Source organism: Enterobacter roggenkampii, from assembly GCF_001729805.1.
Taxonomy (GTDB): Bacteria; Pseudomonadota; Gammaproteobacteria; order Enterobacterales; family Enterobacteriaceae; genus Enterobacter; species Enterobacter roggenkampii.
The window spans coordinates 400,542-417,814 of sequence record NZ_CP017184.1 but is presented as its reverse complement, the minus strand read 5'-3'; the positions used below and the strand labels follow the sequence as shown (position 1 = coordinate 417,814).

Below are 17,273 nucleotides of genomic sequence, written 5' to 3'. Positions count from 1 at the left end.
AATCTTCCGCATTTTTCCTGCTGTCATCTACACTTAACAAAAAACAGTAAGGAAACTCCTATGCGCATTCTGCCTGTTATCGCCGCGGTGACAGCCGCGTTTTTAGTGGTTGCCTGCAGTTCCCCTACCCCGCCTCCTGGCGTCACCGTCGTCACGCCTTTTGATGCACAACGCTTCCTTGGAACATGGTATGAAATCGCGCGCCTCGACCATCGGTTTGAGCAGGGTTTAGAGAAGGTCACGGCGAATTACAGTCCGATGGATGATGGCGGTATTCAGGTGATCAACCGGGGCTATAATCCCGATCGGGAGATGTGGCAGCAGTCGGTGGGAAAAGCGTACTTCACTGGCGACCCGCGACGGGCCGCGCTTAAGGTCTCTTTCTTTGGTCCGTTTTATGGCGGTTATAACGTGATAGCGCTCGACAAAGCGTATCGCCATGCGCTGGTCTGTGGGCCGGATCGCGACTACCTGTGGATACTCTCCCGCACGCCAACTATTTCACCCGAAATGAAGCAGCAGATGCTGGACGTCGCGACCCGGCAAGGGTTTGATGTATCAAAACTTATCTGGGTAAAACAGCCCCATTAGTGGGTGCTGAGCTTAAGCCCAACGATCCCGGCCACAATCAGAGCGAGGCTGGCGATACGCGCCAGACTCGCTGACTCGCCAAGCAGCAGAATGCCGGTGATGGCGGCCCCCACCGCGCCAATACCCGTCCAGACGGCATAAGCCGTTCCCACAGGCAAAGAGCGCATCGCCCAGGATAGCAGAACAATACTGACGATCATGGCGGTAACGGTAATGACGCTGGGCGTCAGGCGGGTAAATCCGTGGGTGTACTTGAGACCAATCGCCCATACCACTTCGAGCAGGCCAGCAATAAAAAGAATGATCCAGGACATGTCAGGCTCCTTAACTTAATGCAAGTTGGGGCCGTCCCCGGTGAAAGAAACGCTTACGGGTCGTCCCGTAAGGCAGAGATTACGCCACCTATTGTGGTTAGCGTGCTATTTTTTTTCAATCCTTTTTTGCTGAACACGTTAAGGCAAGAAATAGCCGCAGTATGGCGCGGAGTTCCGGCTTTTAGCACTCATCCGACTTCTCTATGATGATGTGCTTTCTGATGGCAGGAAGCCAAACCACTAGCCGACTGCGAATAAAATATGTTCAAAATTCTTTTGATTGACCGTTGTCACTTCACCCGCGCGGGGTTTGAAGCATGGCTCAATCATTCCGGTTTGTTCCCGGGACACTACGTTGTGACCGGGCTGAATAATCTGTTTCTTGCCAGAGAACACATTCTGCAATGGAAACCGACGCTGGTTATCGCTGACCTGTACGGCTTCAGGCAGGATATTCACCATTTTCAGCAGCTCTCTTCCCTGCTTAACGCCAGTGAACGATTACCGTTTATTTTGCTGCAGTCGGGAGAGGATAGCGGCATGACCGACTGGCTTGGGAAGTTTCCGGTCTGGTCGTCGCTGTTGAAAAACGCCAGTCTCGAAGAGGTGGCAACGGTTATCAACGACGCGTTAATTTCGCGCGCCAGCGCTGACAGGCCAACGGCGGCAGCCCCTTTGCTGACCCGACAGGAAGAGAAGGTGCTGACATTATGGATGGACGGCGCGAGCAATCAAAAAATTGCCGCTCACCTGAGCATCAACGGAAAAACGGTTTATACCTATAAACGCAATATCCGCATGAAATTACATATGGATACGCGATTTTCTCCGTTCTTATCCCTGCAGGAATCAGAAAGCTGACGGTACGAAACCCGGCTGGTCCCGTACCGTTTATTCATTACTGCTGAGCTTTTGTTGCCGCACCAGAGATCGCGCTACCACCTTCAGAAATATCCTGACCGACGCCACGCGTGGTATTACATGCCGTTAACACTGAAGAAAGTACCAGGACTGAAAAGATCGCTGCAATTGTCTTCTTAACCATAATATCTTCCTTTTATAGCCAAAGTTGTTTTGTGTATAGCAACTTAAGAATAGACAAAATCCCGCCGGTTGACGGAAGAGGAAGCATTTTTAGGAAAATTAGACGAACTTAGCTGGCGGCGTGAGAAATGATATGACCCAGATCCTGGATATCTTGTCCCATTCCACGCGTGGTGTTACAGCCAGAAAGCAATGCACTGGAGAGCGCTAACAGAAGCAGAATTTTAACGGTACGTTTCATCATCCCTGCCTGCAAAAAATCGGGCGCAGCGGGCGCTGCGCCTTCAATCATACGTAAATTACTTCACGCGGGATACGTATTCGCCGGAGCGGGTATCCACTTTGATCACTTCGCCAGTCTGTACGAACAGTGGCACTTTCACCACTGCGCCGGTAGACAGTTTGGCTGGCTTACCGCCGGTACCTGCGGTATCACCCTTCAGACCTGGATCGGTTTCAACGATTTCCAGTTCTACGAAGTTTGGTGGGGTCACTGCGATAGGCTGGCCGTTCCACAGGGTCACGATGCACTCAGCCTGATCCAGCAGCCATTTAGCGCTGTCACCTACCGCTTTCTCATCAGCAGACAGCTGTTCGAAAGTGGAGTTGTTCATGAAATGCCAGAACTCGCCATCGTTGTACAGATAGGTCAGGTTCATATCAACAACATCAGCGCCTTCAGCAGAGTCAGTAGACTTGAAGGTTTTCTCAACACGGGTACCGGTCAGCAGACGGCGCAGCTTAACGCGTGCGAATGCCTGGCCTTTACCTGGTTTAACGAATTCGCTGGCTTCAACCGCGTACGGTTCGCCGTCCATCATGATTTTAAGACCAGCACGAAAATCGTTGCTATAGTACGTTGCCATAAGGCCCTCTAAATTTGTTAACTGGTAGCTAAGCCACAAAATGGCGCATATTGTAACCCTAAACACCCCGTCCAGAGAAGATTGGTTATCGCAACTTGCCGATGTAATCACCAGTCCTGATGAATTGCTGCGTCTTTTAGACCTCGATCAGCACCCAGAGTTGCTTGCAGGCCGCGAGGCAAAGCGCCTTTTCGCCCTGCGCGTTCCCCGTGCGTTTGTGGCGCGGATGGAGAAAGGTAACCCCGACGATCCGCTATTAAAACAAACGCTTACTTCGCAGGATGAATTCATTACTGCGCCGGGATACAGCACCGATCCGCTGGAAGAGCAGAATAGCGTGGTGCCGGGTTTACTGCACAAATATCTCAACCGCGCCCTGCTGCTGGTAAAAGGCGGGTGTGCGGTAAATTGTCGTTATTGCTTCCGTCGGCACTTCCCCTATGCCGAAAACCAGGGCAATAAACGCAACTGGCAGGTCGCGCTGGACTATATCGCCGCCCATCCGGAGCTGGATGAGATTATTTTTTCCGGCGGTGACCCGTTGATGGCGAAAGATCATGAGCTGGACTGGCTGCTGACTCAGCTTGAAGCCATCCCGCACATTAAGCGCCTGCGCATTCATAGCCGCTTACCGATTGTTATTCCGGCACGTATCACCGACGGTCTTGTGGCACGCCTGGAGCAATCTCGCCTGCAGGTGCTGCTGGTGAATCATATTAATCACGCGAACGAAATTGACGATGCGTTTCGCGCGGCGATGGCGCGACTGCGTAAAGCGGGCGTGACGCTGCTGAACCAGAGCGTGCTGCTGCGCGGCGTGAATGATAGCGCCCGCGTGCTGGCCGATCTGAGCAATGCCCTGTTTGATGCGGGCGTGATGCCGTATTACCTGCACGTGCTGGATCGCGTTCAGGGCGCGGCGCATTTCATGGTGACGGATGAAGAAGCCCGGCAGATTATGCGCGAACTGTTAACGCTGGTTTCAGGCTATATGGTGCCGAAGCTGGCACGCGAGATTGGCGGAGAGCCGAGCAAGACGCCGCTCGATTTGCAGCTGCGGCAGCACTAAAAAGGCAGGTGGCGCTACGCTTACCTGCCCTACAGGGCCGGGCGTAGCGCCATTAGCACATTACATCAGTTCGGGCACTTATAGACCTGGCCCGTCATCTGGCTGGCGGTCGGCACGAAGCTGGACAGCATACTCTGCGTTGGGCTACTTACGCCGTAAATCACGTTGCCGCCCATTGCCGCAGCCTGATTACGCAGGGCATTCGCCGCTCCGCGCATAGAACCGCCTTCCTCACCGTGCTGACCCGACATCCAGTTACTTTGTTCACCGGTTGCCGTGCCTAACAGCTGGCATTCACTGCCAGGCTTATCTTCCACAAAGCGAACGCCCTGGCCCGCTGCCGACAGCTCATTGCTGGAGCTACAACCCGCCAGCAGCAGTGCTGCCCCTACAATCCCTGCACAGACTTTTACGCGCATGTTATTCCTCGTTTTCAATAAGCTGGACAGTAATTGTCCGTGTGTAAATCTTATACCTAAAAGATGACTAAAAGAAAAACCCCCGCGCATTTCTGCGAGCCAGATTCCGCGAGGCACTCCTCCGACATCTTAAATGAATTCTGATAATAACCTTTGGGATATCGTGTTTTAGCCCCCGATCGTTTTTAGTGATGCAACGTACAACTTTTGTACGCGACTAAAAAAGGAGGTTTTATGAGTGCATCATCCTCAGGAGAGGAAAAAGTGACATGGGTGGGTTATGTGGCGTTTGTACTTACCATCGTTTTTTTCTCGGGCTTTTTCGCCAAAAGCACCGAATGGTGGCGCGTGCTGGATTTTACCGTCTTAAACGGCAGCTTTGGCCCGGTCAACGGCGCCCTGACGTTTCGCGGAACGGGCGGAACGGGGGCGAAAGACGGTTTCCTCTTTGCCCTTGAGCTGGCTCCCTCGGTCATTTTATCGCTTGGTATCATCGCCGTCACCGAAGGTCTGGGCGGGCTGCGTGCCGCACAGCAGCTTATGACCCCCATTTTACGTCCGCTGCTGGGTGTGCCGGGCGTTTGCTCCCTGGCGCTGATTGCCAACCTGCAAAACACCGATGCGGCGGCAGGGATGACCAAAGAGTTAACCGATGAAGGCGCGATTACGGACCATGAGCGCGCTATTTTCGCCACCTTTCAGACCAGCGGTAGCGCCATCATTACCAACTATTTTTCTTCCGGTGCCGCGCTCTTCACCTTCATTACCATCCCGGTGATTACACCGCTGGCCGTTATTCTGGTGTTTAAATTCGTTGGCGCGAACGTCCTGCGCCTGTGGATCGCCCACATGGAAGATCGCCGCATTCAGGAGGAAGAACATGATCGCCCAGCAGCGTAAAAATATCATGGATATGTTTATTGACGGCGCCCGCCGCGGCTTTACCATCGCCACAACCAGCCTGTTGCCGAACGTCGTCATGGCGTTTGTCATCATTCAGGCGCTCAAGGTCACCGGCCTGCTGGATATTGTCGGCAAGATATGCGAGCCAATTATGGCGCTGTGGGGCCTTCCGGGTGCGGCGGCAACGGTTCTTTTGGCCTCGGTGATGAGTATGGGCGGCGGCGTGGGCGTCTGCGCCAGCCTGGTCGCCGCCGGCACGCTCAACGGCCACGATGCCACCATCCTGCTGCCCGCCATCTATCTGATGGGCAATCCGGTGCAAAACACCGGCCGCTGCCTGGGTACCGCCGGCGTAAACCCGAAATATTATCCGCATATTATTACTCTTTGTGTCATTAATGCCCTGCTCTCAATGTGGGTGATGCAGCTACTCTTCTGAGGAGATAAAAATGGATTTTTCAGTGCTGAACCCTCACCTTTTCCGCAACGCACATCTCTACGCCCCGGAGGATAAGGGACGTTGCGATCTGCTGATCGCTGCGGGAAAAATCGTGGCGATCGAAAAAGCGAACCACGGAACAACGAGGCCAGACTGCCCGGAAAGCGATCTGGCTGGGGCGGTGGTTTGCCCGGGGTTTATCGACCAGCATGTGCATTTGATCGGTGGCGGCGGCGAGGCGGGCCCTCACACCCGCACGCCAGAGGTTCGCCTGTCTGCACTCGTTGCCGCAGGCATCACCTCGGTTGTTGGCCTGCTAGGCACCGACGGCGTGACCCGGCATCCTGAATCGCTGCTGGCAAAAACGCGGGCCCTTGAACATGAAGGGATCAGCGCATGGATGCTGACGGGGGCGTACGGGCTGCCTTCGCCGACCATCACCGGCAGTGTCGAAAAAGACGTGGCGCTGATTGATAAAATCATTGGCGTGAAATGCGCGATCTCTGACCATCGTTCTTCCGCGCCAGCCGAGGACCAGCTCGCCAGTATGGCTGCCCAGTCACGCGTAGGCGGGCTGTTGGGTGCCAAAGCGGGTATCTCCGTGTTTCACCTCGGCAACAGCCCAAAGCTGCTGGAGCCGCTATTTAGCATCCTGAATAACGCCGACGTTCCCCGCGTAAAACTGCTGCCAACCCACGTTAACCGCGCCCAGGCGCTGTTCGATGCCGCGCTGAGCTATGCCCGCGAAGGCGGCTTTATCGACATCACGACCAGCATCAGTGAACCGATTGACGCCGCCAGCGCCATCGTGATGGCCCGCGAGGCGCAGGTGCCGTTTAACCGGCTTACGCTCAGTTCGGACGGCAACGGCAGCCAGCCGAAATTTGATGAGCGCGGCAATCTGGTGGGTATGGGCGTGGCGGGGTTCGAATCCCTGCTCGAAACGCTGCAGCAGCTGGTCAGCCGACATCAGCTGCCGCTGGAAGAGGCGCTTCTTCCCTTTACGCGAAACGTGGCGGCGTTTCTCGGGCTGGAGCATAAGGGACGGATAGCGCCCGGATGCGACGCGGATTTCCTGGTACTGACGGACGATCTGAAGATTCGCGAGGTCTGGGCCAAAGGCCGCCAGATGGTGCGTGAAGGTGCCGTGTGCGTCAAAGGGACTTTCGAATAGCACGCAATAAAAAACCCCGGGCATTTCTGCCCGGGGTTCGTTCTGAGAGGTTCAGAACAACATGATTACATCATGCCGCCCATTCCACCCATGCCGCCCATGCCAGCAGCACCTAAGTCAGGCGCATCGCCTTTAGGCAGGTCGGTCACCATGCACTCGGTGGTGATCATCAGACCAGCAACAGAGGCCGCGTACTGCAGAGCAGAACGGGTCACTTTAGTTGGGTCCAGGATACCGAAGTCGATCATGTTGCCGTATTCTTCAGTTGCCGCGTTGTAACCGTAGTTACCTTCGCCCGCTTTAACCTTGTTTGCTACCACAGATGGCTCTTCACCGGCGTTAGACACGATCTGACGCAGAGGCGCTTCCATTGCGCGCAGCGCAACTTTGATACCCACGTTCTGGTCTTCGTTCTGAGCGGTCAGGCCAGCCAGTTTAGCGGCAACGCGCACCAGCGCAACGCCACCACCCGCAACCACGCCTTCTTCTACCGCAGCACGGGTCGCGTGCAGGGCATCGTCAACGCGCGCTTTTTTCTCTTTCATTTCAACTTCGGTCGCAGCACCGACTTTGATTACCGCAACGCCACCTGCCAGTTTCGCTACGCGCTCCTGCAGTTTTTCACGGTCGTAATCGGAAGTCGCTTCTTCGATCTGCTTACGGATCTGACCAACGCGGCCCTGAATAGCGGCTTCTTCACCCACGCCATCGATGATGGTGGTGGTGTCTTTGTTGATCACAACGCGTTTCGCCTGGCCCAGGTCTTCCAGGGTCGCTTTTTCCAGCTCCATACCGATCTCTTCAGAGATGACGGTACCGCCGGTCAGGGTAGCGATATCCTGCAGCATCGCTTTACGACGATCGCCGAAGCCAGGTGCTTTAACCGCAGCCACTTTCACGATGCCGCGCATGGTGTTAACCACCAGGGTCGCCAGCGCTTCGCCTTCAACATCTTCAGCGATGATAACCAGCGGTTTGCCTGCTTTCGCAACGGCTTCCAGCACTGGCAGCATTTCGCGGATGTTGGAGATTTTTTTGTCAGCCAGCAGGATGAACGGGCTTTCCAGCTCAACAGCGCCAGTCTCTGGCTTGTTGATGAAGTATGGGGACAGGTAACCGCGGTCGAACTGCATACCTTCAACCACGTCCAGTTCGTCTTCCAGACCGGTACCGTCTTCAACGGTGATTACGCCTTCTTTACCGACTTTGTCCATCGCTTCCGCGATCAGTTTACCTACGGTTTCGTCGGAGTTAGCGGAGATGGTACCAACCTGAGCAATCGCTTTAGAGTCAGAGCACGGTACGGACAGCGCTTTCAGTTCTTCCACAGCGGAGGCGACAGCTTTGTCGATACCACGTTTCAGATCCATTGGGTTCATGCCCGCCGCAACGGCTTTCAGACCTTCGGTGATGATGGCCTGCGCCAGAACGGTCGCGGTGGTGGTACCGTCGCCTGCAGCGTCGTTCGCTTTAGAGGCCACTTCTTTCACCATCTGCGCACCCATGTTTTCGAACTTGTCTTCCAGCTCGATTTCACGTGCTACGGAAACACCGTCTTTGGTGATGGTTGGCGCGCCGAAGGATTTATCCAGCACTACGTTACGGCCTTTCGGGCCCAGGGTCACTTTAACTGCATCTGCCAGTACGTTTACGCCGCGGAGCATTTTTACACGAGCGTCGTTACCGAATTTTACGTCTTTAGCTGCCATGTTCTTATTTCCTCAAATTCTCGTGCGTAAATTACGCTTCAACAATTGCCAGAATGTCGCTCTCGGACATGATCAACACTTCTTCATTGTCGATCTTCTCGGATTTCACGCCGTAGCCATCGTTGAAAATTACGATGTCACCAACTTTAACGTCCAGTGGCTGCACAGTTCCGTTTTCCAGGATGCGGCCCTTACCGACAGCGATGATTTCGCCACGCGTTGATTTGGCTGCTGCAGAACCGGTCAGAACGATGCCGCCAGCAGACTTGGTTTCAACTTCTTTACGTTTGACGATCACACGATCATGTAACGGACGAATACTCATTGATAGCTCTCCTTTGAGAAAGTCATTATCAGTTATGGATGACGCCGGCCCGCATGCGGTTTTCCGACTAGTGCCCTGAGAGATGGGGATAGCTTTTTACCCCTTCAAGGGGGAGCTGAAAAAAAATTTTGCGAAAGTGTTACCATCGCCTCTCTTTTGGAATTGGCAGGACGATGTCAATGAGTGGACTCAAGCAGGAGTTGGGGCTGGCGCAGGGCGTCGGCCTGCTCTCAACCTCCTTGTTAGGAACGGGCGTGTTCGCCGTACCTGCACTGGCGGCACTGGTAGCCGGAAATAACAGTCTGTGGGCGTGGCCCGTTCTGATTGTATTGGTTTTCCCGATTGCCATTGTGTTTGCCATCCTGGGGCGGCATTTCCCCAGCGCGGGCGGCGTGGCGCATTTTGTCGGGCTGGCATTTGGCCCGCGACTGGAGCGTGTGACCGGCTGGCTGTTTCTCTCCGTTATTCCGGTTGGGCTTCCTGCGGCGCTGCACATTGCAACCGGCTTTGGCCAGGCGCTGTTTGGCTGGCATGACGAGCAGTTGCTGTTGGCCGAACTGGGTACGCTGGCTATCGTCTGGTGGGTGGGTTCACGCGGAGCCCGCTCCAGCGCCAACCTGCAGACACTGGTTGCGGTGCTGATTGTCGCGCTCGTTGCCGCTATCTGGTGGGCGGGCGATATCACCGTAAAAGAGATTCCCTTCCCGGCCGTGACAGACGTCGACCACTCACAGCTTTTTGCCGCGCTCTCCGTCATGTTCTGGTGTTTTGTCGGTCTGGAGGCCTTTGCCCATCTGGCGTCGGAATTTAAGCAGCCTGAACGTGATTTCCCCCGCGCACTGATGATCGGCCTGCTGCTGGCAGGCACGGTGTACTGGGCGTGTACCGTGCTGGTGTTGCACTTCAAGGCTTTCGGAGCCGATCTCGCCGCCGCGGCATCGCTGCCGGGTATCGTGGTTGAACTGTTTGGTGTGAAGGCGCTGTGGATCGCCTGCGTTATCGGCTATCTGGCCTGTTTTGCCAGCCTCAACATTTATATCCAGAGCTTTGCCCGTCTGGTGTGGTCGCAGGCGCTGGATAAACCTGATAACCGCCTCGCGCGCCTGTCTAAACGCCAGCTGCCGCTGAATGCCCTGAATGCCGTACTGGGCTGCTGCGTGCTGAGTACGCTGTGCATTTACGCCCTGAAGATCAATCTGGATACGCTGCTCGTCTACGCTAACGGCATTTTTATTATGATCTACCTGCTGTGCATGCTGGCGGGATGCCGTTTGCTGAAAGGCCGTTATAAAGCACTGGCGTTTGTTGGTGGGCTGCTGTGCCTGCTGTTGCTGGCAATGGTGGGGTGGAAAAGTATGTACGCCATCGTCATGCTGGCGGTGTTGTGGCTGGCGCTTTAGTAGGCCCGGTAAACGAAGCGCCACCGGGCAACAAAATCACCGATCGTCTTTGTGATCCAGACGGTCGTGCTGTTCATCCTTACGCTGATACTCCCCTTCAAACGTGTCGCCTGGCCCGGTGCTGAACCCACCGCCCGGCATACGGCTAAAGCGCAGATGCGGCAGCAGCTTCATGGTCAGGTGCTTTTGCACCGGCGGCAGAAGCAGCAGAAGGCCGAGGAAGTCGGTGAAGAATCCGGGCAGAATCAGCAGCAGCCCCGCAATAATCAACGACACGCTTTTGATCATCTCTTCCGCCGGGCTTTCGCCTGCGGCCATCTTTTGCTGCATTATCAGGAAATTTTTGAAACCCTGATTACGCACCAGCGACATGCCGATGACGGAGGTGAAAATCACCAGAATCAGCGTCAGCAGGACGCCCAGCACATGGGCAACCTGGATGAAAATGGAAATCTCAATGTAAACATAGAGAAAGAAAGCAATAAACGGTATCCAGCGCACTGGCATCTCCTGTGTGGCAGAGGCCATCGGCCCCTGTCTGAATGTGTTCGCGACGCGCGTTTGTATGAGATGGTGACGGTTAGCGAAAATTCAATCAGTTTGCACGGATATTTTTTTTGGAAATATTAAAGCGGTGACCCATTTCACAGATTAATAATTATCATGGAATCGGCTCGATAATAAGTGATCCAGCTTACGGCAATTCGCTATCATCAGCATATGATCTCGAGCATCTGGCTGATTGAGGGAATAATCGTCGGTCAGAAAATATTCAAAACCACATAAATACTGTGTGTTTAGTACAATCCATCGGCAGCTTGAAAAGAAGGTTCACATGTTAAACAACATTCGTATCGAAGAAGACTTGTTGGGTACCAGGGAAGTTCCAGCGGATGCCTACTACGGTGTCCACACTCTGAGAGCGATTGAAAACTTCTACATCAGCAACAGCAAAATCAGCGACATCCCTGAATTTGTTCGTGGCATGGTGATGGTGAAGAAAGCCGCAGCCCTGGCCAACAAAGAGCTGCAAACCATTCCTAAAAGCGCGGCAAATGCGATTATCGCAGCCTGCGATGAAGTGCTGAACAACGGCAAATGCATGGATCAGTTCCCGGTTGACGTCTATCAGGGCGGCGCGGGCACCTCCGTCAACATGAATACCAACGAAGTACTGGCAAACATTGGCCTGGAGCTGATGGGTCACCAGAAAGGTGAATACCAGTACCTGAACCCGAACGACCACGTCAACAAATGCCAGTCCACCAACGACGCGTACCCTACCGGCTTCCGTATCGCGGTGTATGCCTCCGTGGTGAAACTGGTGGATGCGATCAACCAACTGGGTGATGGCTTCCAGCGTAAAGCGGTTGAGTTCCAGGACATTCTGAAAATGGGTCGTACCCAGCTGCAGGATGCGGTGCCGATGACCCTCGGCCAGGAATTCCACGCGTTTAACGTCCTGTTGAACGAAGAGACTAAAAATCTGCTGCGCACCTCCGAGCTGCTGCTGGAAGTGAACCTGGGCGCTACCGCCATCGGTACGCGTCTGAACACCCCGGATGGCTATCAGCAGCTGGCGGTACAGAAGCTGGCTGAAGTGTCCAACCTGCCGGTTGTGCCTGCAGAAGACCTGATTGAAGCGACCTCCGACTGCGGCGCCTACGTCATGGTACACAGCGCGCTGAAACGTCTGGCGGTGAAACTGTCCAAAATTTGTAACGACCTGCGCCTGCTCTCTTCCGGCCCGCGCGCTGGCCTGAACGAAATCAACCTGCCAGAACTGCAGGCAGGTTCGTCCATCATGCCAGCCAAGGTGAACCCGGTCGTGCCAGAAGTAGTGAATCAGGTTTGCTTCAAAGTCATCGGTAACGATACGACCGTGACCATGGCCTCTGAAGCGGGTCAGCTGCAGCTGAACGTGATGGAGCCAGTCATTGGCCAGGCGATGTTTGAATCTATCCACATTCTGACCAACGCCTGCTACAACCTGCTGGAAAAATGCATCAACGGCATCACGGCGAATAAAGAAGTCTGCGAGGGTTATGTCTATAACTCCATCGGGATCGTCACCTACCTCAACCCGTTCATCGGGCACCATAACGGCGACATCGTCGGTAAGATTTGCGCTGAAACCGGTAAGAGCGTGCGTGAAGTGGTGCTGGAGCGCGGGCTGTTGACCGAAGCCGAGCTGGACGATATTTTCTCAGCCCAGAACCTGATGCACCCGGCCTATAAAGCGAAACGATATACCGATGAAAGCGAACAGTAACCGTTCAGGCTAGGCTTCTTAAGGCACGTCACTTGTGACGTGCCTTTTTTCTTTTTAGGCGTTACCAAAATACAACAATTCAATATCAACTTGTTAATAAGCAAGGCAGGTCCTTATGTTTGGAGCAGAACTCGTCATCGTCTTGTTGGCGATTTATTTGGGAGCACGACTCGGGGGTATCGGCATCGGTTTTGCCGGCGGTCTTGGAGTGCTCGTTCTTACCCTTATCTTTCAGATTAAACCCGGCGCAATCCCGTTCGACGTTATCGAAATCATCATGGCAGTCATTGCCGCTATTGCCGCCATGCAGGTGGCAGGCGGTATGGACTACCTGGTGAGCCTGGCGGAGCGCATGTTACGCCGCCACCCGAAATACATAACCTTCCTTGCTCCGCTGGTGACCTGGTTTATGACCATTCTCGCCGGTACTGGCCACACCGCTTTCTCCACGCTGCCGGTGATTACCGAAGTGGCGAAAGAACAGGGTATCCGTCCGTCGCGTCCGCTCTCTATTGCCGTCGTCGCGTCCCAGATCGCGATTACCGCCTCGCCGATTTCCGCGGCGGTGGTCTTCTTCGCCGGTATCCTGGAGCCGATGGGCGTGAGCTACCTGACGCTGCTGGCGATCTGCATTCCGGTGACGCTGATTGCGGTGATGATTACCGCCGTGCTGTGTAACTTCCTCGGTGCTGAACTGAAAGACGATCCGGTTTATCAGGAGCGTCTGGCAAAAGGTGAAGTGAGCCTGCGCGGCAGCCAGGTCTTCGAACTGAAGCCACATGCGAAACGCTCCGTGCTGCTGTTCCTGATTGGTATTGTCGCCGTCATGTTCTATGCGACCGCCATCAGCGATACCGTGGGGCTGATCCAGAACCCGGTCCTGCCGCGTAACGAAGCGATTGTGGTGTTCATGCTGACCATCGCGACGCTGATTAGCATCACCTGTAAAATTGATACCAGCGAAGTGCTGAACGCCAGCACCTTCAAATCCGGTATGAGCGCCTGCGTGTGCGTACTGGGTGTGGCGTGGCTTGGTGATACCTTCGTGAAAGCGCACATCAGTGATATCCAGACCGTCGCTGGTGACCTACTGCACAACTATCCGTGGCTGCTGGCTGTCGTGCTGTTCTTCGCGGCGACCCTGCTTTACTCCCAGGCGGCGACCACCAAAGCGCTGATGCCTGCGGCGCTGATGCTGGGTGTGACGCCGCTGACGGCGATTGCCTCTTTTGCGGCGGTTTCTGCCCTGTTCGTATTACCAACCTACCCAACCCTGCTGGCGGCGGTGGAGATGGACGACACCGGCTCAACCCGTATCGGTAAGTACGTGTTTAACCACGCGTTCCTCATCCCGGGCGTGGTGGCGATTACGCTTTGCGTGGTCCTCGGCTTTATCATCGGCGGCATTGTGCTGTAAACGGTTAGCCGTTGTAAAAATAGTTAAAATCGGGCCGCTCAGCGGCCCGTTTCATTAATGACCAATCGTCTTGCGTGATATAGTGAAGACTTTCGTGATGAGGAGGTCGACTTGTGAACACGCCTGATGCCGTTGTCGTACTGTGCACCGCCCCTGATGAAGCTTCTGCCCAGGATCTCGCCGCCAAAGTGCTGGCCGAAAAACTGGCAGCCTGCGTCACGCTCCTCGCCGGCGCTACCTCTCTTTACTATTGGGAAGGTAAGCTGGAGCAAGAGTACGAAGTCCAGATGTTGCTTAAAACCAATCTGGCGAATCAGCAGGCACTCCTGGACTGCCTCAAATCTCATCATCCTTACCAAACCCCGGAACTGCTGGTTCTGCCAGTGGTCCACGGCGATAACGACTATCTCTCATGGCTCAACGCTTCCTTACGCTGATCCTGCTGCTTTGCAGCACATCAGTTTTTGCCGGGCTGTTTGACGCGCCCGGCCGTTCGAACTTCATTCCTGCCGATCGGGCGTTTGTTTTCGATTTCCAGCAAAACCAGCACGACCTTACGCTCAACTGGCAGGTGAAAGAGGGCTATTACCTCTATCGCAAGCAGGTGAGCATTACGCCTGCTCAGGCCAGCGTGGGCGCATTACAGATGCCCGCTGGCGAGTGGCATGAAGATGAGTTTTACGGCAAAAGCGAAATCTATCGCCAGCGCCTGAGCGTGCCCGTTACGGTGAACCAGGCGGATAAAGGCGCGACCCTGACGGTGACCTATCAGGGGTGCGCGGATGCCGGATTCTGCTATCCGCCGGAAACAAAGGTGGTTCCGCTTAGTGAGGTGAAAGCGTCGCCCACGATTTCACCTCTTCCTTCAGGCGAGAAGCATGAGGATACCGCTGACCTTCCGTTCTCCGCGCTGTGGGCCTTACTGATTGGCATTGGCATTGCCTTTACCCCCTGCGTGCTGCCGATGTATCCGCTCATCTCTGGCATCGTGCTGGGCGGCAAACAGCGCCTTTCCACCGCACGCGCGCTGCTGCTGGCCTTTATTTACGTGCAGGGTATGGCGCTGACCTACACGGCGCTCGGCCTTGTGGTCGCCGCTGCCGGGTTGCAGTTCCAGGCCGCACTTCAGCACCCGTACGTGCTGATTGGCCTGTCGGCGATATTTATCCTGCTGGCACTGTCGATGTTTGGCCTGTTCACGCTGCAGTTACCGTCAGCTCTGCAAACCCGCTTAACGCTGATGAGCAATCGTCAGCAGGGTGGTTCGGCAGGCGGCGTGTTTATGATGGGGGCCATCGCCGGACTGATTTGCTCCCCTTGCACCACTGCCCCGCTGAGCGCCATCCTGCTCTATATTGCCCAGAGCGGCAATCTGTGGCTCGGCGGCGGTACGCTGTACCTTTACGCGCTGGGCATGGGCCTGCCGCTGATTCTGGTCACGGTTTTCGGCAACCGCCTGCTGCCGAAGAGCGGCCCGTGGATGGAGACGGTGAAAACCGCATTTGGTTTTGTGATTCTGGCGCTGCCGGTGTTCCTGCTGGAACGCATTACGGGTGACGTCTGGGGCACTCGCCTGTGGGCGATGCTCGGCGTAGCGTTCTTCTCCTGGGCATTTATCGTCAGTCTGGGGGCCAAAAAAGCGTGGATGCGCCTGGTGCAAATTCTCCTGCTCGCCGCCGCGCTGGTGAGCGTGCGTCCTCTGCAGGATTGGGCGTTCGGCTCGCCGGTCGGCCAGACGCAGGCGCATTTGAACTTTATGCAGATTAAGAACGTCGATGAGCTCAACAGCGCGCTTGCGCAGGCGAAGGGCAAACCGGTGATGCTCGATCTCTATGCCGACTGGTGCGTCGCCTGCAAAGAGTTTGAAAAATACACCTTTAGCGATCCACAGGTGCAAAATGCCCTGAAAGAGACGGTTCTGCTCCAGGCGAACGTAACCGCCAATAATGCGCAGGATAAGGCTCTGCTAAAACAGCTTAACGTGCTCGGGCTGCCAACCATTCTGTTCTTCAATCAACAGGGTCAGGAGCAGCCAGAACAGCGTGTAACCGGGTTTATGGATGCAGCGGCATTTAGCGCGCATTTGCGCAATCGCCAACCGTAAACAACACTTTAAACGGAACATACCGTTGGGAATAGCGGAGGAGATAACCGTGCAACGTGAAGACGTACTGGGACAAGCCCTGCAATTACTTGAGATTTATGGGATCGCCAGCACCACGCTTGAGATGGTAGCCGACCGTATCGATTACCCCCTGGATGATCTTAAGCGCTTCTGGCCGGTTAAAGAGGCGCTCGTTTATGATGCTCTGCGCTATCTCAGCCAGCAGGTTGATATCTGGCGCAGGCAGCTGATGCTGAATGAAGAACTGACTGCGGAACAAAAGCTGCTGGCGCGCTATACCGCCCTGACGGAATGTGTCAGCAACAACCGCTATCCGGGCTGCCTGTTTATTGCGGCCTGTACGTTCTATCCCGATCCCGACCATCCTGTCCATCAGTTGGCGGATCAGCAAAAACGGGCTGCGCATGACTTCACTCACGAGCTGCTGACCCGTCTTGAAGTGGATGACCCGGCAATGGTGGCGAAACAGATGGAGCTGGTGCTGGAGGGCTGCCTGAGCCGCATGCTGGTGAACCGTAGCCAGGCCGATGTGGATACGGCGCACAGACTGGCGGAAGATATTCTGCGCTTAGCTCAGTGCCGTATGGGCGGGGCGTTGACGTAAGCGAACCGGTTAAATTTGCCCTATTCGACGCGTAAACCATCAGATTGCCGCAAAGTTAAGCAATTGAACAGCTTTTCCCGAAATAATGTTGACGATAAGGCGCGATTGCGGTTTAATGCGCTCCGTTGCCCGGATAGCTCAGTCGGTAGAGCAGGGGATTGAAAATCCCCGTGTCCTTGGTTCGATTCCGAGTCCGGGCACCACTATTTAAAGAACCCAGCCTATGGCTGGGTTTTTGCTTTTCTGCGTTTATAAATCCCTTCTTTAGTATTCTTGATTCTTTTTACCGTGGGATCGTGCGGTCTGCCATGCCCGGTGGCGCTGCGCTTACCGGGCTACAGGTTTTGTAGGCCGGATAAGGCGAAGCCGCCATCCGGCATGATTTCTGACGCACAAAGCAAAAAACCCCGCACCTTTCGGTACGGGGTTCTTCTTATTTGATGCCTGGCAGTTCCCTACTCTCACATGGGGAGACCCCACACTACCATCGGCGCTACGGCGTTTCACTTCTGAGTTCGGCATGGGGTCAGGTGGGACCACCGCGCTAAAGCCGCCAGGCAAATTCTGTTAATCTGTATCAGGCTGAAAATCGTGTCTGTCTC

At 54.9% G+C, this 17,273-nt stretch carries 20 protein-coding genes, 1 tRNA gene and 1 rRNA gene; 13 read left to right on the top strand and 9 right to left on the bottom strand.

Annotated features, from left to right (window positions below; translation table 11 throughout):
- Positions 1-60 precede the first annotated feature (60 nt).
- Positions 61-591 (top strand): lipocalin family protein, encoded by a 531-nt coding sequence (locus BFV67_RS01945; protein ID WP_021240724.1) that lies wholly within the window; start codon positions 61-63, stop codon positions 589-591.
- On the opposite strand, the gene sugE is transcribed toward BFV67_RS01945, so the two are convergent.
- A complete protein-coding gene (gene sugE, locus BFV67_RS01940) occupies positions 588-905 on the bottom strand; it encodes a quaternary ammonium compound efflux SMR transporter SugE (protein WP_008502938.1) in 318 nt (105 codons plus the stop codon). The two genes, BFV67_RS01945 and sugE, sit on opposite strands and share 4 nt — an antisense overlap.
- Positions 906-1,166: 261 nt before the next feature.
- Here sugE and BFV67_RS01935 point away from each other — a divergent pair, with 261 nt between their 5' ends.
- Positions 1,167-1,766, top strand: coding sequence for a helix-turn-helix transcriptional regulator (locus tag BFV67_RS01935; RefSeq protein WP_021240725.1), 600 nt, complete (start codon positions 1,167-1,169; stop codon positions 1,764-1,766).
- Between the two features lie 37 nt (positions 1,767-1,803).
- Here the strand turns inward: BFV67_RS01935 and ecnB are convergent, their stop codons facing one another.
- The 3 genes from ecnB to efp form a co-directional block, all read right to left on the bottom strand.
- Complete coding sequence (gene ecnB, locus BFV67_RS01930) at positions 1,804-1,950, bottom strand: lipoprotein toxin entericidin B (RefSeq protein ID WP_003025482.1); 147 nt, start codon at positions 1,948-1,950, stop codon at positions 1,804-1,806.
- A gap of 108 nt (positions 1,951-2,058) precedes the next feature.
- Positions 2,059-2,190 carry an entericidin A/B family lipoprotein gene (locus BFV67_RS01925; RefSeq protein ID WP_024907352.1) on the bottom strand — a complete coding sequence of 44 codons (132 nt, stop codon included), beginning with the start codon at positions 2,188-2,190 and terminating at the stop codon, positions 2,059-2,061.
- A 58-nt stretch (positions 2,191-2,248) separates the two neighbouring features.
- A complete protein-coding gene (efp, locus tag BFV67_RS01920) occupies positions 2,249-2,815 on the bottom strand; it encodes an elongation factor P (protein WP_008502940.1) in 567 nt (188 codons plus the stop codon).
- A gap of 40 nt (positions 2,816-2,855) precedes the next feature.
- Here efp and epmB point away from each other — a divergent pair, with 40 nt between their 5' ends.
- Positions 2,856-3,884 carry an EF-P beta-lysylation protein EpmB gene (gene epmB / locus BFV67_RS01915; protein WP_008502941.1) on the top strand — a complete coding sequence of 343 codons (1,029 nt, stop codon included), beginning with the start codon at positions 2,856-2,858 and terminating at the stop codon, positions 3,882-3,884.
- Between the two features lie 65 nt (positions 3,885-3,949).
- Here the strand turns inward: epmB and BFV67_RS01910 are convergent, their stop codons facing one another.
- A complete protein-coding gene (locus BFV67_RS01910) occupies positions 3,950-4,303 on the bottom strand; it encodes a DUF4156 domain-containing protein (protein WP_008502942.1) in 354 nt (117 codons plus the stop codon).
- Between the two features lie 234 nt (positions 4,304-4,537).
- Here BFV67_RS01910 and BFV67_RS01905 point away from each other — a divergent pair, with 234 nt between their 5' ends.
- From BFV67_RS01905 to iadA, 3 genes are read left to right on the top strand one after another with little or no spacing between them, the layout of a single operon-like run.
- The gene (locus BFV67_RS01905; RefSeq protein WP_069597781.1) at positions 4,538-5,203 is read left to right on the top strand and encodes a nucleoside recognition domain-containing protein; all 666 of its coding nucleotides are present in this window, start codon (positions 4,538-4,540) and stop codon (positions 5,201-5,203) included.
- Entirely contained in the window at positions 5,184-5,645 is a 462-nt protein-coding gene (locus BFV67_RS01900) for a YjiG family protein (protein WP_069597780.1), read from the top strand. The genes BFV67_RS01905 and BFV67_RS01900 overlap by 20 nt, the downstream gene beginning before the upstream one ends.
- 10 nt (positions 5,646-5,655) lie before the next feature.
- The gene (gene iadA, locus BFV67_RS01895; RefSeq protein ID WP_045418078.1) at positions 5,656-6,819 is read left to right on the top strand and encodes a beta-aspartyl-peptidase; all 1,164 of its coding nucleotides are present in this window, start codon (positions 5,656-5,658) and stop codon (positions 6,817-6,819) included.
- Between the two features lie 65 nt (positions 6,820-6,884).
- Here iadA and groL read toward each other — a convergent pair whose 3' ends face one another.
- Both groL and BFV67_RS01885 read right to left on the bottom strand, forming a co-directional pair.
- Entirely contained in the window at positions 6,885-8,528 is a 1,644-nt protein-coding gene (gene groL, locus BFV67_RS01890; RefSeq protein ID WP_008502946.1) for a chaperonin GroEL, read from the bottom strand.
- Positions 8,529-8,559: 31 nt separating this feature from the next.
- Positions 8,560-8,853, bottom strand: a complete 294-nt coding sequence (locus tag BFV67_RS01885) for a co-chaperone GroES (protein ID WP_003855929.1) — start codon at positions 8,851-8,853, stop codon at positions 8,560-8,562.
- A gap of 179 nt (positions 8,854-9,032) precedes the next feature.
- Between BFV67_RS01885 and yjeH the strand changes: the two genes are divergently transcribed.
- A complete protein-coding gene (gene yjeH, locus BFV67_RS01880; RefSeq protein ID WP_059364613.1) occupies positions 9,033-10,253 on the top strand; it encodes an L-methionine/branched-chain amino acid transporter in 1,221 nt (406 codons plus the stop codon).
- 36 nt (positions 10,254-10,289) lie between these two features.
- Here the strand turns inward: yjeH and BFV67_RS01875 are convergent, their stop codons facing one another.
- Positions 10,290-10,754, bottom strand: coding sequence for an FxsA family protein (locus BFV67_RS01875; protein WP_023616652.1), 465 nt, complete (start codon positions 10,752-10,754; stop codon positions 10,290-10,292).
- A 334-nt stretch (positions 10,755-11,088) separates the two neighbouring features.
- Here BFV67_RS01875 and aspA point away from each other — a divergent pair, with 334 nt between their 5' ends.
- The 6 genes from aspA (at position 11,089) to BFV67_RS01845 (ending at position 16,874) form a co-directional block, all read left to right on the top strand.
- A complete protein-coding gene (gene aspA, locus BFV67_RS01870; RefSeq protein ID WP_003855923.1) occupies positions 11,089-12,525 on the top strand; it encodes an aspartate ammonia-lyase in 1,437 nt (478 codons plus the stop codon).
- 115 nt (positions 12,526-12,640) lie between these two features.
- Positions 12,641-13,942, top strand: a complete 1,302-nt coding sequence (locus BFV67_RS01865; RefSeq protein WP_008502949.1) for an anaerobic C4-dicarboxylate transporter — start codon at positions 12,641-12,643, stop codon at positions 13,940-13,942.
- A gap of 113 nt (positions 13,943-14,055) precedes the next feature.
- Positions 14,056-14,379 carry a divalent cation tolerance protein CutA gene (gene cutA / locus BFV67_RS01860; protein WP_046092104.1) on the top strand — a complete coding sequence of 108 codons (324 nt, stop codon included), beginning with the start codon at positions 14,056-14,058 and terminating at the stop codon, positions 14,377-14,379.
- Positions 14,355-16,046, top strand: coding sequence for a protein-disulfide reductase DsbD (locus BFV67_RS01855; protein ID WP_023293470.1), 1,692 nt, complete (start codon positions 14,355-14,357; stop codon positions 16,044-16,046). Before cutA ends, BFV67_RS01855 begins: the two co-directional genes overlap by 25 nt.
- A gap of 49 nt (positions 16,047-16,095) precedes the next feature.
- Positions 16,096-16,671, top strand: coding sequence for a transcriptional regulator (locus BFV67_RS01850; RefSeq protein WP_069597779.1), 576 nt, complete (start codon positions 16,096-16,098; stop codon positions 16,669-16,671).
- Between the two features lie 127 nt (positions 16,672-16,798).
- A tRNA-Phe gene (locus BFV67_RS01845) sits at positions 16,799-16,874 on the top strand.
- Between the two features lie 239 nt (positions 16,875-17,113).
- Here the strand turns inward: BFV67_RS01845 and rrf are convergent.
- Positions 17,114-17,229, bottom strand: a 5S ribosomal RNA gene (gene rrf / locus BFV67_RS01840).
- Between the last annotated feature and the right edge of the window lie 44 nt (positions 17,230-17,273).

Bases quoted from the DNA above. Each gene is read 5' to 3' on its own strand.
- BFV67_RS01945 (WP_021240724.1), top strand. From the start codon at position 61: ATGCGCATTCTGCCTGTTATCGCCGCGGTGACAGCCGCGTTTTTAGTG.
- sugE (WP_008502938.1), bottom strand. From the start codon at position 905: ATGTCCTGGATCATTCTTTTTATTGCTGGCCTGCTCGAAGTGGTATGG.
- BFV67_RS01935 (WP_021240725.1), top strand. From the start codon at position 1,167: ATGTTCAAAATTCTTTTGATTGACCGTTGTCACTTCACCCGCGCGGGG.
- ecnB (WP_003025482.1), bottom strand. From the start codon at position 1,950: ATGGTTAAGAAGACAATTGCAGCGATCTTTTCAGTCCTGGTACTTTCT.
- BFV67_RS01925 (WP_024907352.1), bottom strand. From the start codon at position 2,190: ATGAAACGTACCGTTAAAATTCTGCTTCTGTTAGCGCTCTCCAGTGCA.
- efp (WP_008502940.1), bottom strand. From the start codon at position 2,815: ATGGCAACGTACTATAGCAACGATTTTCGTGCTGGTCTTAAAATCATG.
- epmB (WP_008502941.1), top strand. From the start codon at position 2,856: ATGGCGCATATTGTAACCCTAAACACCCCGTCCAGAGAAGATTGGTTA.
- BFV67_RS01910 (WP_008502942.1), bottom strand. From the start codon at position 4,303: ATGCGCGTAAAAGTCTGTGCAGGGATTGTAGGGGCAGCACTGCTGCTG.
- BFV67_RS01905 (WP_069597781.1), top strand. From the start codon at position 4,538: ATGAGTGCATCATCCTCAGGAGAGGAAAAAGTGACATGGGTGGGTTAT.
- BFV67_RS01900 (WP_069597780.1), top strand. From the start codon at position 5,184: ATGATCGCCCAGCAGCGTAAAAATATCATGGATATGTTTATTGACGGC.
- iadA (WP_045418078.1), top strand. From the start codon at position 5,656: ATGGATTTTTCAGTGCTGAACCCTCACCTTTTCCGCAACGCACATCTC.
- groL (WP_008502946.1), bottom strand. From the start codon at position 8,528: ATGGCAGCTAAAGACGTAAAATTCGGTAACGACGCTCGTGTAAAAATG.
- BFV67_RS01885 (WP_003855929.1), bottom strand. From the start codon at position 8,853: ATGAGTATTCGTCCGTTACATGATCGTGTGATCGTCAAACGTAAAGAA.
- yjeH (WP_059364613.1), top strand. From the start codon at position 9,033: ATGAGTGGACTCAAGCAGGAGTTGGGGCTGGCGCAGGGCGTCGGCCTG.
- aspA (WP_003855923.1), top strand. From the start codon at position 11,089: ATGTTAAACAACATTCGTATCGAAGAAGACTTGTTGGGTACCAGGGAA.
- BFV67_RS01865 (WP_008502949.1), top strand. From the start codon at position 12,641: ATGTTTGGAGCAGAACTCGTCATCGTCTTGTTGGCGATTTATTTGGGA.
- BFV67_RS01855 (WP_023293470.1), top strand. From the start codon at position 14,355: ATGGCTCAACGCTTCCTTACGCTGATCCTGCTGCTTTGCAGCACATCA.